Raw genomic sequence first — 13,397 nt, 5'->3', positions numbered from 1 at the left:
CATGTCTTGATACCGATGCAGATGGAACTCACTGAAAGGTGAGTTCCATCGTCGCGTGCCCGAATTTGGTTTCAATTGGGTCGAATGGTGACGAGGAACCATATTGATGAACGGACGTTTATCAATGTGTGCAATCAGGAGGGGACCCTGTGAATCTCGTCGTAGTCTCAAACCGAGTATCGCGCGCTTCGGCGAATGAGCCGATGACCGGCGGTCTGGCAGCAGCCTTGCTGCCCGTGGTGGAGAAATCTGGCGCGATTTGGGTGGGTTCCAGCGGCCGCGTGCGTGATGGCGCGCAGAAGGAACCGTTTGCCGAAATCGAGGCGCTTGGTGCCGGTGCGCTGGCAATGCTCGATCTGCCTGCCGCGCATTACGGTGGCTATTACGAAGGCTTCGCCAATTCGGCGCTTTGGCCTGCACTGCATTCCCGTACCGACCTGATTTGCACGTCGCACGATGATTATCAGTCGTATCGCGAAGTGAATTCGTTCTTCGCGCGCGCGCTGCTGCGGTTCCGCAAGCCCGATACCGCGTTCTGGATTCAGGATTACCATTTCCTTGCGCTCGGCGCAGAATTGCGCGCGCTTGGCGTGACGCATCCGCTCGGCTTTTTCCTGCATACGCCGTGGCCGGCACGCGATATTTTTGGCGGCGTACCGCATCATCGCGAACTGGTCGAGGCAATGCTCGCTTACGATCTGATCGGCTTCCAGACCGAAGGTGATCGCGACAACTTCCTGTCTTATGTCGATGGCGAGCTCGGCCTGGACACGACGGGTGGTGTGGTGATGTCGCGGTACGGCGTGTCGCGCTGTGCGGTATTTCCGATCGGCATCGATCCCGCGAAGTTTGCTGCGCATGCCGCCAAGGCGGCGTCGCATCCAGATGTGTCGCGGCTGCGCCGCAGCCTGAACGGCGAGAAACTCGCGATCGGCGTCGATCGCGTCGATTACTCCAAGGGCCTCGTCAATCGTCTCGATGCATTCGATCGCATGCTGACGCGGCAGCCGCAGCTCAAGCGCTCGGTCTCGTTGTTGCAGATCGCGACGCTGTCGCGCGGCACGATCGAGGCCTATGGCGATCTGCAGAACCAGCTTGCGAAGCTGGTGAGCGATATTAACGGGCGTCACGGCGAAGTTGACTGGACGCCGATCCGCTATCTCAACAAGGGCTTCAGCCAGACCGTGCTCGCTGGCCTCTATCGCACCGCGCAGGTCGGCCTGGTGACGCCGCTGCATGACGGCATGAATCTGGTCGCCAAGGAATATGTCGCTGCGCAGAACCCGGTCGATCCCGGTGTGCTGGTGCTGTCGAAATATGCCGGCGCCGCCAACGAGCTCGATACGGCCCTGCTGGTCAATCCGCATGATGTGGACGGCATGGCGCGCACCATCGCGACCGCATTTTCGATGCCGTTGCTGGAGCGCCGCATGCGCTGGGAAGCCATGATGGCGAAGCTGCGCGCCGGCACCATTCAGGACTGGTTCGCCGATTTCGTCGAGGCGCTTCAGCAGGCCCATGTCGCCAATGACAAGACGCCGGTGGAAACGCTGCCGGTTGAGCCGGCCGTACTCTGGCCGGTCCAATCGCTGGGTGCTGGGGTCGGTAGCCGGTTCCACTGAGCCGCGGCGCCAGCCAGGCGAAATGGGGGGGGCCGCGGCGCGCTGGCGCGGGGATTGCTGTGCCGACGCATCGCAAGCCGATTCGCCGTTCGCCAGGGCGAGCAGGTGGCGCCAAGGCTCATCCGAATTCCCTATATCCTTCAATAATTTGAGAAAAACCGCCGGGCCGGGCCGGCGGTCCCTTGCAAATCTCGCTCCGGCCCGTCATGAGAAGGCGCGCCGGAGAGATGGCCGAGTGGCTTAAGGCGCACGCTTGGAAAGCGTGTGTGCGGGAAACCGTACCGTGGGTTCGAATCCCACTCTCTCCGCCAGCACCCCCTCCTAACCATCTGATCCATTTGCAAGCCGGCCGTCGTCCTTCCGCGCCCCGCGCGCGGTAACAGGATGACGTCTGCCTCGATGGCTGGGTTTTTAGCGAGCCTGTTAGGCAGGCTGGATTGGAAAAGGAATCTCTCGCTCTGGGAGACGGACCTTCCAGAGTGGCGCAAAGTCTGGCAAGGCCAAAATGGCCTAATACGTCAGGCTCGTTGGCTTGATTTGAGCCTGAATCATTGGGTAGCCTTTTTGCGTCGTGTCCGGGGCATCAATTGCGTAGATCTCGAATTGTGATCGCTGCTGCGTCTGTCGGAGCCCTCGCTGCGGCTTTGATGCTATGCGCGTATGTTCGAGAGCCTCAGAATGTACTGAGCTTCTTTAAGGCCAAAAATCCAAGTAGTCCCCAGCTCGGCGACGCCTCGTTCGTTCAGCGTTTTCCGCAAGCATTTGATTTTGAAGTGTCGGCTTCTAATGTCGAATTAGAAGTTCAGCGGGCTAAGTTGCAGCTCGCGCAAGCAATGCGATCGCAGCCAGTACTTCCCGCCGACAGCTCGCTCGGAATCTCGGCGGTGAATGGAAAAGTGCCGCTACCGAGAGTCCGACCGTCAGCGGCCAATTTGATTGCTGTGTCTCTGCCCGATCAAGCGTCAACACCGTCTGATCCTTTGTCCAACGTAAGCGCAGCACTTAAAAAAGTCTTTGCGATGCTACAGCCGTCTGAAACTGTTTTGGCATCTGCGTCACCCGAGGGCGGAATCTCCGGCGACGGAAAGGACAGTGCACCTCCAACGTTGGCGGAAACGCGGACGGCGCTTTACGACATTTCCGCGCGCATCGTTTACATGCCTGACGGAACGCGGCTCGAGGCTCACTCCGGACTTGGCGAACTGATGGACGATCCAACGCAAGTCCACGTCCATGATCGAGGTGCGACGCCACCGCAGATATATGAGCTGAGCAAGCGAGAGAAGCCGTTTCACGGCGTTGAAGCATTGAGAATGAAGCCGGTGGGTCAAGGTGATCTGTTTGGCCGCGCCGGATTGCTTACGCACAGCTACCTGATGGGACCAAAGGGAGATTCGAACGGTTGCGTATCGTTCAAGGACTACGCAACGTTCTTGCAGGCCTACAAAGCAGGCGCCGTGAAGCGATTGATCGTCGTACCGAGCCTGGCGGATCCGACTGTCATGGTGGCACAGAAAACGTCGATGTAGTCGTGTCTGTGAATACTCAGATATCGCACCGGCTTAAGATTGATCTTCAGAACTAATTTTCGCCCAGATTTAGATTGGTAGTAGGCCAACGCCGAATCGGGGGATTCGCATATGACACCCAGTGACTACGCGCGAATGGCGAAAAGTTGCGCTGAGAGAGCTGACGCCTTGGAGCCCGGCCCGAAGAGAGACGAGTTGCTTAAGAAAGCACAACAGTTCCGTTTTTACGCGAAGGTCGAAAATTGGGTGGCATCACCGGGGCTGCAACCTCCGGATTGAATCTTGCGCATTCAAAGCGGCAAACGACGCAGTGCCTGGAAGACGGGACGCAGATAGTCCAGCATCTTTGGCGGGTTCTCCGTCATCGGAAAATGCCCGAGCTCCGGCATCTCGGTCACCACGGCACCCTCGATCCATTCGGCAAGCGCGTAGGCATCGCTCACGGTGGCAGAGAAGTCGTAGTGACCGATCAGGAGATGGACGGGGATCTTGTGGCCGTCGATGAGCTTGGCGGTCTGTTCGCCGTCGAACTCGTCCGAATAGAAAGCCAGATCGCCGTCATAGATGCCCGGCGCACCCTGCGAATAGATCCAGGCAGCGCGTCGGCGATCCTCAGTGGGGCTGGACGGGCTCATCAATCCGCGCACATAGGCTGCCGAATGCCAGCCGCCATTGACGCCTGCATGCGTGAGATAGTCGTTACGACGGCCGCGTGGGCGCAAGGGCGCTTCGAGCGCGATCACGGCTTTCACGAGATCAGGTCGCTCTGCGGCGAGCGCCATGGCGATGCCGGCGCCCATTGAGCAGCCCATCACCACAACGGGTTCGCCGATCGCCTGTTCGATGAAGCTCGCGCACCAGTCCAGATAGGTTGGCTGATCGAGCTGATAGATGCTGCCGTCCCAACCGATAGGTGGCATGGAGCGGCCATGATGCGGCATGTCGAAGCCGATCAGGCGCCAGTCGCGCCCGAGTTCGGGATCGCACATCACGCCGTGAAACTGCCGCGTATCCGCTCCGGCCGTGTGGAGGCACAGCACTGGCCTGCCGGTGCCCGTGGCCTCTGAATAGATTTCGGCAATCTGCCCGCCGGCGCTGTGCACGCGGTGATAGCGGCCCTCAAGGCGCGTGAGATCGACTTCGACCGCATGCGCGGCCGGCACCGTCAGATTCGCAAACACGGCTTCTAGAAATGCGCGGGCCTGCGCAATGACCAGCGCATCGCCGCTCACGGTGAAGCTGGTGTTGCGCAGCTGGATCGATGAAAATGAATGATAGGTCGGCGGCGGGCAGGGCGCCAGCACCTTCAGCCATGCTGTGGCTGGTCCAGATAGCGCGATATCCGGCGCATTGCTGGGTATGCTGACAACCGGCTGGTTGTTGCGACAAGCGATCGCGACGGCGGCCTCATCGATCCCAAACTGAATTTCAAGATCCAGTCCGCGCGCAAAAGACTGCACCTCCGGCGCGGCAATCGCGACCGCAAGTCGATTGCGAAGCTCGTCGATCAGGCCTATGCCCAACGTTACCTACTTCCTGGCAGTGAGATAGCGGCCAATCTCGACATGGTCGGCCGACGGTCCGAGTTTCTCCAGTGCAGCATCCCACAATGCAGCGACTTCGTCTGCCAGCGGCGCGCTGACGCCGATCTGGTGTGCGAGCTCGTCGGCGGTGCGGATATCTTTCGCCATCAAGGCCAGCCCAAATCCCGATGTGTATTTCTCGGGAATGATGAACTGCTTGAGCTTGTTTTCGGTCGAATTGTTGCGCCCGGTGGAGGCATTCAACACGTCGACGAGGACATTCGGATCGATGCCGAACTTTCCACCGATGGCAACGGCTTCGGCGGCAGCGGCGAGGCCTGCTGCCGAGACGTAGTTGTTCAGCGCCTTGGCGGCGTGACCGGAGCCGAGTGGTCCGGTGCGGAACACCGACTTGCTCATGGTATTCAACACGGGATCGGCGCGATCGATGGTCTTGCCGTCGCCGCCGGCCATGATCGCCAGCGTGCCGTCGATGGCGCGCTTCACGCCGCCCGATACCGGCGCGTCGATGAAAGCGAGACCCGCTGCGATCAGTTCTTCGCCGAGCGCGCGCGTGCCCATCGGAGCGGAGGAGCTCATGTCGATCACCACGGTGCCCGGTACGAGCTTCGTCTTGAAGCCTTCGACGGCGGCGCGCACGATCTTGCCATCCGGCAGCAGCGTAATGACGGCGGCTGCGTCCTTCACGGCTTCATCGACGGTCGCCGCCGACGTCCCACCAGCCTCGGCATGTTTGGCGCGCGCTTCGGCGAATGTATCGAAGCCAACCACCTGATAGCCCGCGCGCGCAATGCATGCGGCCATGGGGCGTCCCATATTGCCGAGGCCGATGACGGCGATCTTGGCGGGCGGATTGATGGTGGCTGAATTCGACACGGGCGTTCCTCTTCAAGTTCTTATTTTATTCGATATCTGGCGCGGCAGGTGATCGCGCTGGTCAGGGATTATCGCGCCGCAACGCTTCCAGCGCTATCGCGGCGGCATTCTTGATGTGCTGGACGCAAGCCTGCTCGGCGCCATCTTCGTCGCCGGCCTCGATCGCCACAAGGATGGTCTCGATTTCGGCAAGACTGCGGCCGATGCGATTGGACTGGGTCATCGATGTCATGCGCAGTACCGTGACGCGGTTCAGCAGCATCTTCAGAAAGCGTTCGACGAAAACATTGCCGCAGCCTTCGAGCAGCGCAGCATAGAATTCAGTCTTGGCGGCCAACAGGTCGCTGCGGTCTTCCTGACCGGCAACGGCGCCCATCTGGACGAACTGTTTGCGTAGCCGTCCGATAATCTCCGGATCGCGCAGCCGCGCACATTCACGGCCGGCATAACCCTCCAGCAGCGCGCGCAGATCGTAGAGCTGCTCGGCTTCCTCGACGCTGATGGTGCTGACGATCGGGCCGCGATGCGGGATCGTGGTGACAAGGCCCTCTGCCTCCAGTTGTCGGAGCGCCTCGCGGATCGAGGTGCGGCCGACGCCGACCTGCTCGCAAAGCTCGCGCTCGATCAGCCGCTGGCCAGGCTTGAACAGCCCGCTACCGATTGCAGAGCGTAGTCGATTTTCAACCAACAGTCGCAGGCTGGTCGATTCCCGCGAGACATTCAGTTCCGATTCGATCTTTGCCATGCGTCAAGTTGACCGCCGATCAGACAATCTGTCAAGCAGCTTGACCGCTCGTCTGTTTTATGTCGAATTGGCGATGAAGCCGCAAAGGCCGTTCTGCATTCGGAGAAAACGCCCATGTCCAAGACAACCTCCCATCGTGGTGGCCTGAGCCGACGTTCGCTGCTCACCGGAACCGCGTCTCTGCTGGCCAGCCCGATGGTGCTGTCGCCCGCCCGTGCGCAGGCGAAGCCGGTCAATATCGGCGTGATCATGCCGCTGTCGGGCGCCAATGCGCAGTTCGGCATCAATTCGCGCAACGGCATCGAGCTGGTCGCCGACGAGATCAACGCAGCCGGCGGCATCAAGGCGCTCGGCGGTGCCAAGATCAATTTGATCGTGGCGGACGCGACCTCGACACCGACCACCGCGGGCACCGTTGCGCAGCGCCTCATCACCCAGAACGAAGTGACGGCGATCCTCGGCGCATTCGCGTCGTCGCTGACCATCGCGATTTCGGAAGTTACAGAGCGCCGCGACATTCCGCTGCTCACCATGTCCTTCGCCGACCAGATCACCGGTCGCGGCTTCAAGAACATCTTCCAGATCGTCGCCAAGGCCTCCGCACTCGGAAAAGCACAGCTCGACTATACGCTGGCGATTGCGCAGGCATCCGGCGCCAAGATCGACAAGATCGCGATCATGTATGAAGACACCGCTTATGGCACTGCGCAGGCGGCCGGCCTTCGTGCCGCTGCCAAGGCAGCCAATATCGACATAGCGATGGACGATGCCTATCCGCTGGGGATCACCGACACCACGCCGTTGATCAACAAGCTGCGTGCGTCCGGTGCCCAGGCCGTCTTCCCGGTGTCCTATCTCAATGACAGCCTGCTGCTGATCCGCACAATGCGCCAGCAGCGCATCACGATCCCGGCCATCGGTGGTGCTGCCGGTTATGTCATTCCGGATTTCGAGAAGGGTCTCGGCGAATTCGCGGAGAACGTGCTCTCGATCGCGCCAGCCAACTACGATCTCGCGCCGGATCTCACCGAGCGTTTCCGCAAGCGCTTCGGTTACTTCATGGTGCATGAGGCGCTGGAACATGCCGTCGCGCTCGACGTGCTGGTGCAGGCGATCGAGAAGGCGAAGTCGGCCAAGGCCGAGGATGTCACCATGGCGCTGCGCGGTGCGAAGTTCACCGGTGGCTGGACCAAGGCGATGACCGGCGGCGCCGTCGAATTCGACAGCACCGGCCTCAATACCCTGTCCGTTCCCGTCATGGCGCAATGGCGCAACAAGGAGCTCGTCACGGTCTGGCCGAAGGACGTCGCCAAGGGCACCGCGGTCTGGAAGTCCTGACGAACTGAAGAAAGATCGCAGTGTCATTTCTACAAGCAATAATCGACGGGCTGCTGGTGGGTGGCGTCTACGCCGTCATCTCCATCGGCCTGACGCTGGTCTATGGCGTGATGGGCATCGTGAATTTCGCGCAGGCGGAATTCCTGATGATCGGCATGTTCGTGTCGTGGTTCGCTTGGGCTTATCTCGGCCTTGATCCGGTGCTGGCTGCGCCGCTGTCCTTTGCGGTGGCATTCGGCATTGGCTGGCTGGTGCAGGGGCAGTTGATCGCACGCGTGCTGAAGGCGCCCTCGGTGGCGCAGATCTTCCTCACCGTCGGACTCTTGATCGTCATCGAGAACGGATCGCTGTTGCTGTTCGGCTCGCAGTTTCGTTCGGTGACCACGTCCTATCAGACCATGTCGCTGTCGCTCGGCGCGCTGTTCATCAGCGTGCCGTATCTGATCGCGTTCGGCATGTCGCTGGCCTGCGGCGTGGCCCTGTGGTGGTTCATGCGCACGAGCTGGTTCGGCCGCGCCATGCGCGCGACGGCGCAGAACCCGATGGCTGCGCAATTGATGGGGATCGATACAGCATTGATGTACAAGATCGCATTCGCGCTCGGCGTCGGCCTCACGGCCTTCGGCGGCGCGGTGATCCTGCCTTATGTCACTGTATTCCCCGGGGTCGGTGGCCAGTTCGTCGTGTTGATGTTCACCGTCGTTGTCCTCGGCGGTCTCGGCAGCGTTGCGGGTGCGGTCGTCGGTGGGCTCGCGGTGGGCGTCATTCAGGCATTGTCCTCGCTGTTCTTTCCGATCCAGTTGCAGAACCTCATTCTGTTCATCGTCTTTATTTTCGTGCTCGCGGTGAGGCCGCAAGGCCTCGTAGGAGCATCCCGATGAAACGCTGGATCGCAATTCTGGCTGTGATCGCCATTGCGGCTGTGTTGCCGCTGCTGCTCAGCCCGACCGGATACTGGATCCGCGTGCTCACCTTCACGCTGCTGTTCGCGGCGATGGCGCAGGTCTGGAATATCATCGGTGGCCTGGCCAATCAGACATCGCTCGGCCACGCCGCCTTCTTCGGCATCGGCGCCTATACGTCCACCATCCTGGTGCTGAAATTCGGCATCAGCCCGTGGATCGGCATGTTCGCCGGTGGCTTTCTCGGCGGCGTCGCGGCACTGATCATTGCCGTTCCGACCATGCGACTGCAGGGGCATTACTTTGCTCTGGCAACACTGGCGTTCGGCGAAGTGATGCGCGTCATCGCCAATGTCTGGACGTCGCTCACCGGCGGTCCTGTCGGTCTGTCGGTGCCGTTCGTGCCGCCCAGCATTGCGGCCTATTCGTTCAAGCAGCTGTTGCCGCATGCCTATATCGCGCTCATCGCCTTGATCATCGTGACCTTCATTTTTGAGGCGATCCGGCGCAGTGCCATGGGCTATCGGCTACGCGCCATCAAGGAAAATCCGGCCGCGGCGGAAGTGATCGGCATCGACACCACCAAGGTGAAGCTGCAGACCGCTGTGATCTCCGGCGTGCTGATGGCCATGCTGGGCACGCTCTATGCGCAGGTCGCCGTGTTCTTCGATCCGGATACGGTGTTCAGCGCAGCCTCCATCTCCATTCGCGTCGCACTGATCGCCATTCTCGGCGGTGTCGGTACGGCGATTGGTCCGATCCTCGGCGCATTGTTCATCATCCCCGTGGAAGAACTGATGAACGATCTGTTCTCGTCGGGCGCGGCGGGCCTGTCGCAACTGATCTTCGGCGTCATCCTGATCGCCGTCATTCTGTGGCGTCCACGTGGCTTCATCACGGTGTTTGACTCGCTGATGGCACGCTTCTCGAAGAAGGCACGCTCATGACCATTCTCGATGTGCGTGGCATCTCGCGTCGCTTCGGCGGGCTTCAGGCGCTGTCAGACGTGACGTTCTCGGTGCCGAAAGGCCAGATCGTCGGCCTGATCGGCCCGAATGGCGCCGGCAAGACGACGTTCTTCAGTACACTGGTCGGCCTCATTCGCCCGGACAGTGGCTCGATTCAGCTCGACGGTACCAGTGTGGTCGGCCAGAAGCCGCACAAGGTCGCGGCGCTTGGCATGACCAAGACGTTCCAGAACGTGGCGCTGTTCGCCGAAAGTTCGGTGCTCGACAACGTGCTCACCGCGGGCCTGTTGCGTCATGACGTGGAGACCGCGCGCAAGGAGGCGTTGATCTGCCTCGACCGCGTCGGGCTCAAATCCGTTGCCCACAAGCTTGCGGGCAATCTCTCGTTCCCCGAGCGCGCGCGTGTCGAACTGGCACGCGCATTGTGTACCGGCCCGAAGGTGCTGCTGCTCGATGAGGTGATGGCCGCGCTCAACCCGGTCGAGATGCAGGAGATCATGGACCTGATCCGCTCGCTGCGCGACGACGGCATCACGCTGCTGGTCGTCGAGCATCACATGCGCGCGATCATGACGATCTGCGATCGCATCCTGGTGCTGAATTTCGGGCGTCTTCTGGCCGATGGCACGCCGGAGCAGGTGGCGAACGATCCGGTGGTGGTGGAAGCCTATCTCGGCCGTTCGATGGAGACCCACAAATGAATGCGTCTCAGCCATTGCTCGAGATCAAGGGCCTCAATGCCGGTTATGGCGAGATCGAAGTCTTGCACGGCATCGATCTGCAGATGTTCGAGGGCGAGTTCGTCTGCATCATCGGCGCCAATACCGCCGGCAAGAGCACGATCCTGCGCGCGATCTCGCGCCTGGTGCCGCATGTCACCGGCACGTTGCGGTTTGCAGGCAATGATCTGTCGAACCGCGCCTCGCATGATATCCCCACGCTGGGCATCGCGCATGTTCCCGAAGGGCGTCATGTGTTTACGGATATGATGGTGGAAGAAAACCTCATGCTCGGTGCCTTCACCGCACGGCATGCCAAGGATCTGTCGTCGCGCATGGAAGGCATCTTCGAACTGTTCCCGCGTCTGCGCGAGCGGCGCGGTCAACTGGCAGGCACGCTCTCGGGCGGCGAGCAGCAGATGGTCGCTGTCGGGCGTGCGTTGATGCTGCAGCCGAAGCTGTTGCTGCTGGACGAACCGAGCCACGGTCTGGCGCCGAAGGTCGTCGAAGAAATGCACGATGCCTTCACCAAGATCCACAGCCGCGGAACGTCGATCCTGCTGGTCGAGCAGAATGTCGGGCTGGCGCTCGATGTTGCGACACGCGGTTATGTGCTGGAAAGCGGTCGCATCGCCCTGCAGGGCACGTCTGCAGAATTGAATGAAAATCCTGCCGTTCGCGCGGCCTATCTCGGCATATGATCGAGTCAGACGGGCGAACGACGTCGAATCCCGGCAATCGCAAATGGAAGGAATAAACATGAGCTACGATCAGAAGATCACCCTCGGCGGAATGTTCGACATCGGTCTAGCCGCACGGCGCGAAGTGCTCGGCGCTGCCTATGTCGACAAGTCGATGCAGTCGACCAATGACTTCATGATGTCGTTCCAGCACATCACCACCGAATGGTGCTGGGGCTATGCGTGGAATCGTCCCGGCCTCGATCGCAAGACCCGCAGCATGCTGAACCTCGCAATGCTGACGGCCCTGAACCGCGCGCCGGAAATCAAGCTGCATACCCGCGGTGCGATCACCAATGGCGTCACTGTCGACGAGATCAAGGAGGTGCTGCTGCACGCCACGGTCTATTGCGGCATCCCGGCCGGCCTCGATGCCTTCAAAGCCGCCAACGAAGTGCTCAAGGAAATGGGTAAGGTGGAGTAAGCCGCCGGCCTAACAACGACACCTCAAACGCAAATTCAACTGTCCGCTTGATCTGCGCAAGATCAGGCGGACTTCGTTATTCGCGGCGATGATACGCACAAGAGCAATTGGCGCAGATATCTACGCCGGACGCTTCTGTTGCACCCATGCCAGTCCCGCAAACTCAGGCAGCGGGCTTGGATGCCGTGGTCGTGGATGCCGCTGGTGCTGCCTGAGCCTGGGGCTCGGTTGTGGCCTTGGCGAGCGCGTTCCTGAGCGCCTGCTCCTTGGCATCGTCCAGGGACGTCTTCAGCACAGTGCCGCCGGCGTCCTGGATTTCCTTGAGCACCTTGTCTGCAGTGATGCTCTTGATGAGAACGAACAGCGCCGCATTTCCCGGCTGAAGATTTGCCGATAGCTCCTTCATGAAGTCGTCATTGATGCCGTAATCCGTCAGTGCGCCGCCCAATGCACCGGATGCGGCGCCCAGTGCCACGCCCAGAAGGGGATTCAGGAACAGTACGCCGATCAATAATCCCCAGAAGCTGCCGGAGGCCGCACCGGCCATGGTGGTATTCATCAACTGGTTCAGCTTGACCGGACCGGCTTCCGTTTTCACCGCGATAACGGCATCGCTGATCGTGATCAGATATTCCTTCTGCAGCTTGAACAGACGCTGCCGCACCTCTTCGGCTTTTGCCTCGGATGGATAGATGATCGCAACGAGATCTGACATTTCTATTCCTCCTGACTGAGAGATTTCTATGGTGCCACGTGGCCTTCGTCGTTGATGGTTCCTTCTGCCGCTATGCTGCCTTGGTTCTCAGTTGCCATGCGTAAGCGAGCCACGCCAGACCGTGGGAGATCATGTCGACGGCCAGCAGAGAGCCGAGGACCCACAGGCCCGTCCTGGGAAAACCTGTCAGAATAACCAGACCTGCCAGAACGCCGAATAGTCCTGAAGCCAGCATGATCCAGCCTCCTTTGCTCCAGCGGCTAAATCCAAGCAGCACGCGAATGACGCCGGAAACCAGCAGCAATATACCGAGGACATAGGTGAGGATGATCGCGCTGGCGACGGGCTGCTGCACCAGAACGATGCCGAATGCGACGTAGAGAATGGCGAGCAGGATCTGCCACAGAAATCCTCCCCATCCCTTGGTCCAGAACGCATGGATCATTTCGAACACGCCAGCGGCAATGGCCGTCCAGCCGATGAACAGCGTGCTGATGACAGTGGCGAGAACGACGTCGCCGAGGATCAGGAGCCCGGCCAAAATCAGAACGATGCCAAGCAGTACGCATATCCAGAACGGCGGTGAAGACAAGCCGCTGACGCTTACCGAGGAACTATTGCCATACGTCGTCATCTTGTCCTCCCGCTCCTGCGCTGCTTTTGCGCTATGATTTGAGGCCGCTCGTGTCACCGCATGCGCTTCATGCCATCAGCGCCAAGCGCAGACGCGGCGACCATGGCGCCACCAACACACACGGCGACGACGTCGCCACGATCGATGCGGGTGGTGAAGGACCCTGCGTGGCGGCCGGCCCGCCACAACCACCTGGGCGTTTTCGGTGAGGGGCTCCAACTTGTTGGCAAGGTCTTTCTGCAGCGGGATTGGCGCGGCCTTGGCAGTCGTCAGAAAGACGCTCGTGCCAAGGCCCGTGGCGACCGCGCTGAACAGAAGGCCCTGCAAGAGGTTTCGCCGATCCATCGCTTCCATAGAACTTCTCCTTTCAAGAATAGAAAAGGAACGTCAGGGATATAAGGAGGAACCGGAACTGCACGGCAGAGCCGATAATCGTAGCGACTCCGAATGGCGACGGCATCGCAAGATCAACGGTGAGGCGCGGACGTGCATGGGCCCGCAAATGGCGGCCGCGAATGATAGTTCACCCATGAAAGCTGTTGTGAAGTGGCGACGGGTTTCAGGCGCCAGCCCTTGAACAGTCTCCGACCAGATCGATTGCCCAGTCGGGACATCAGGCCGTTCAGCCTGTGTTGCGATCG

Annotated in this window: 13 protein-coding genes and 1 tRNA gene; 9 read left to right on the top strand and 5 right to left on the bottom strand. The window is 60.5% G+C overall.

The genetic code is table 11. From position 1 onward, the window contains the following. Positions 1–149: 149 nt before the first annotated feature. The 3 genes from AB7828_RS19550 to AB7828_RS19540 all read left to right on the top strand — a co-directional run bounded on the left by AB7828_RS19550 (position 150) and on the right by AB7828_RS19540 (position 3,151). Positions 150–1,622: a trehalose-6-phosphate synthase gene (locus AB7828_RS19550; protein ID WP_170849615.1), complete on the top strand. Its 1,473-nt coding sequence runs from the start codon at positions 150–152 to the stop codon at positions 1,620–1,622. Between the two features lie 221 nt (positions 1,623–1,843). Then, positions 1,844–1,933 (top strand) — tRNA-Ser (locus AB7828_RS19545). Between the two features lie 294 nt (positions 1,934–2,227). Next, complete coding sequence (locus AB7828_RS19540) at positions 2,228–3,151, top strand: DUF2778 domain-containing protein (protein WP_309942082.1); 924 nt, start codon at positions 2,228–2,230, stop codon at positions 3,149–3,151. 290 nt (positions 3,152–3,441) lie between these two features. Here the strand turns inward: AB7828_RS19540 and AB7828_RS19535 are convergent, their stop codons facing one another. The 3 genes from AB7828_RS19535 to AB7828_RS19525 all read right to left on the bottom strand — a co-directional run bounded on the left by AB7828_RS19535 (position 3,442) and on the right by AB7828_RS19525 (position 6,316). Next, the gene (locus AB7828_RS19535; protein ID WP_441230946.1) at positions 3,442–4,674 is read right to left on the bottom strand and encodes an alpha/beta fold hydrolase; all 1,233 of its coding nucleotides are present in this window, start codon (positions 4,672–4,674) and stop codon (positions 3,442–3,444) included. A 6-nt stretch (positions 4,675–4,680) separates the two neighbouring features. Beyond that, entirely contained in the window at positions 4,681–5,571 is an 891-nt protein-coding gene (locus AB7828_RS19530; RefSeq protein ID WP_441230945.1) for an NAD(P)-dependent oxidoreductase, read from the bottom strand. 61 nt (positions 5,572–5,632) lie between these two features. Next, positions 5,633–6,316: a GntR family transcriptional regulator gene (locus AB7828_RS19525; protein ID WP_441230944.1), complete on the bottom strand. Its 684-nt coding sequence runs from the start codon at positions 6,314–6,316 to the stop codon at positions 5,633–5,635. Positions 6,317–6,430: 114 nt separating this feature from the next. Between AB7828_RS19525 and AB7828_RS19520 the strand changes: the two genes are divergently transcribed. From AB7828_RS19520 to AB7828_RS19495, 6 genes are read left to right on the top strand one after another with little or no spacing between them, the layout of a single operon-like run. Next, complete coding sequence (locus AB7828_RS19520) at positions 6,431–7,654, top strand: ABC transporter substrate-binding protein (RefSeq protein WP_441230943.1); 1,224 nt, start codon at positions 6,431–6,433, stop codon at positions 7,652–7,654. A 20-nt stretch (positions 7,655–7,674) separates the two neighbouring features. Continuing rightward, complete coding sequence (locus tag AB7828_RS19515) at positions 7,675–8,535, top strand: branched-chain amino acid ABC transporter permease (RefSeq protein ID WP_441230942.1); 861 nt, start codon at positions 7,675–7,677, stop codon at positions 8,533–8,535. Further along, positions 8,532–9,503, top strand: a complete 972-nt coding sequence (locus tag AB7828_RS19510; protein WP_441230941.1) for a branched-chain amino acid ABC transporter permease — start codon at positions 8,532–8,534, stop codon at positions 9,501–9,503. The genes AB7828_RS19515 and AB7828_RS19510 overlap by 4 nt, the downstream gene beginning before the upstream one ends. Beyond that, positions 9,500–10,225 (top strand): ABC transporter ATP-binding protein, encoded by a 726-nt coding sequence (locus tag AB7828_RS19505; protein WP_441230940.1) that lies wholly within the window; start codon positions 9,500–9,502, stop codon positions 10,223–10,225. The genes AB7828_RS19510 and AB7828_RS19505 overlap by 4 nt, the downstream gene beginning before the upstream one ends. Then, positions 10,222–10,944 (top strand): ABC transporter ATP-binding protein, encoded by a 723-nt coding sequence (locus AB7828_RS19500; RefSeq protein ID WP_441230939.1) that lies wholly within the window; start codon positions 10,222–10,224, stop codon positions 10,942–10,944. The genes AB7828_RS19505 and AB7828_RS19500 overlap by 4 nt, the downstream gene beginning before the upstream one ends. Positions 10,945–11,002: 58 nt before the next feature. Beyond that, positions 11,003–11,407: a carboxymuconolactone decarboxylase family protein gene (locus AB7828_RS19495; protein ID WP_175500506.1), complete on the top strand. Its 405-nt coding sequence runs from the start codon at positions 11,003–11,005 to the stop codon at positions 11,405–11,407. A 163-nt stretch (positions 11,408–11,570) separates the two neighbouring features. Here the strand turns inward: AB7828_RS19495 and AB7828_RS19490 are convergent, their stop codons facing one another. Both AB7828_RS19490 and AB7828_RS19485 read right to left on the bottom strand, forming a co-directional pair. Beyond that, positions 11,571–12,122, bottom strand: a complete 552-nt coding sequence (locus AB7828_RS19490) for a DUF1269 domain-containing protein (protein ID WP_089263522.1) — start codon at positions 12,120–12,122, stop codon at positions 11,571–11,573. Positions 12,123–12,192: 70 nt separating this feature from the next. After that, entirely contained in the window at positions 12,193–12,756 is a 564-nt protein-coding gene (locus AB7828_RS19485; protein ID WP_231078824.1) for an HdeD family acid-resistance protein, read from the bottom strand. Positions 12,757–13,397: the final 641 nt, after the last annotated feature.

The organism is Tardiphaga sp. 215_C5_N2_1 (genome assembly GCF_052076055.1).
GTDB classification, from domain to species: domain Bacteria; phylum Pseudomonadota; class Alphaproteobacteria; order Rhizobiales; family Xanthobacteraceae; genus Tardiphaga; species Tardiphaga robiniae.
Note: the sequence above shows the minus strand (reverse complement) of the source record. Positions and strands in the feature narration are given on the sequence as shown.

Coding starts and splice junctions, on each gene's coding strand:
- AB7828_RS19485 (WP_231078824.1), bottom strand. CDS start 12,756: ATGACGACGTATGGCAATAGTTCCTCGGTAAGCGTCAGCGGCTTGTCT.
- AB7828_RS19520 (WP_441230943.1), top strand. CDS start 6,431: ATGTCCAAGACAACCTCCCATCGTGGTGGCCTGAGCCGACGTTCGCTG.
- AB7828_RS19505 (WP_441230940.1), top strand. CDS start 9,500: ATGACCATTCTCGATGTGCGTGGCATCTCGCGTCGCTTCGGCGGGCTT.
- AB7828_RS19510 (WP_441230941.1), top strand. CDS start 8,532: ATGAAACGCTGGATCGCAATTCTGGCTGTGATCGCCATTGCGGCTGTG.
- AB7828_RS19490 (WP_089263522.1), bottom strand. CDS start 12,122: ATGTCAGATCTCGTTGCGATCATCTATCCATCCGAGGCAAAAGCCGAA.
- AB7828_RS19525 (WP_441230944.1), bottom strand. CDS start 6,316: ATGGCAAAGATCGAATCGGAACTGAATGTCTCGCGGGAATCGACCAGC.
- AB7828_RS19500 (WP_441230939.1), top strand. CDS start 10,222: ATGAATGCGTCTCAGCCATTGCTCGAGATCAAGGGCCTCAATGCCGGT.
- AB7828_RS19495 (WP_175500506.1), top strand. CDS start 11,003: ATGAGCTACGATCAGAAGATCACCCTCGGCGGAATGTTCGACATCGGT.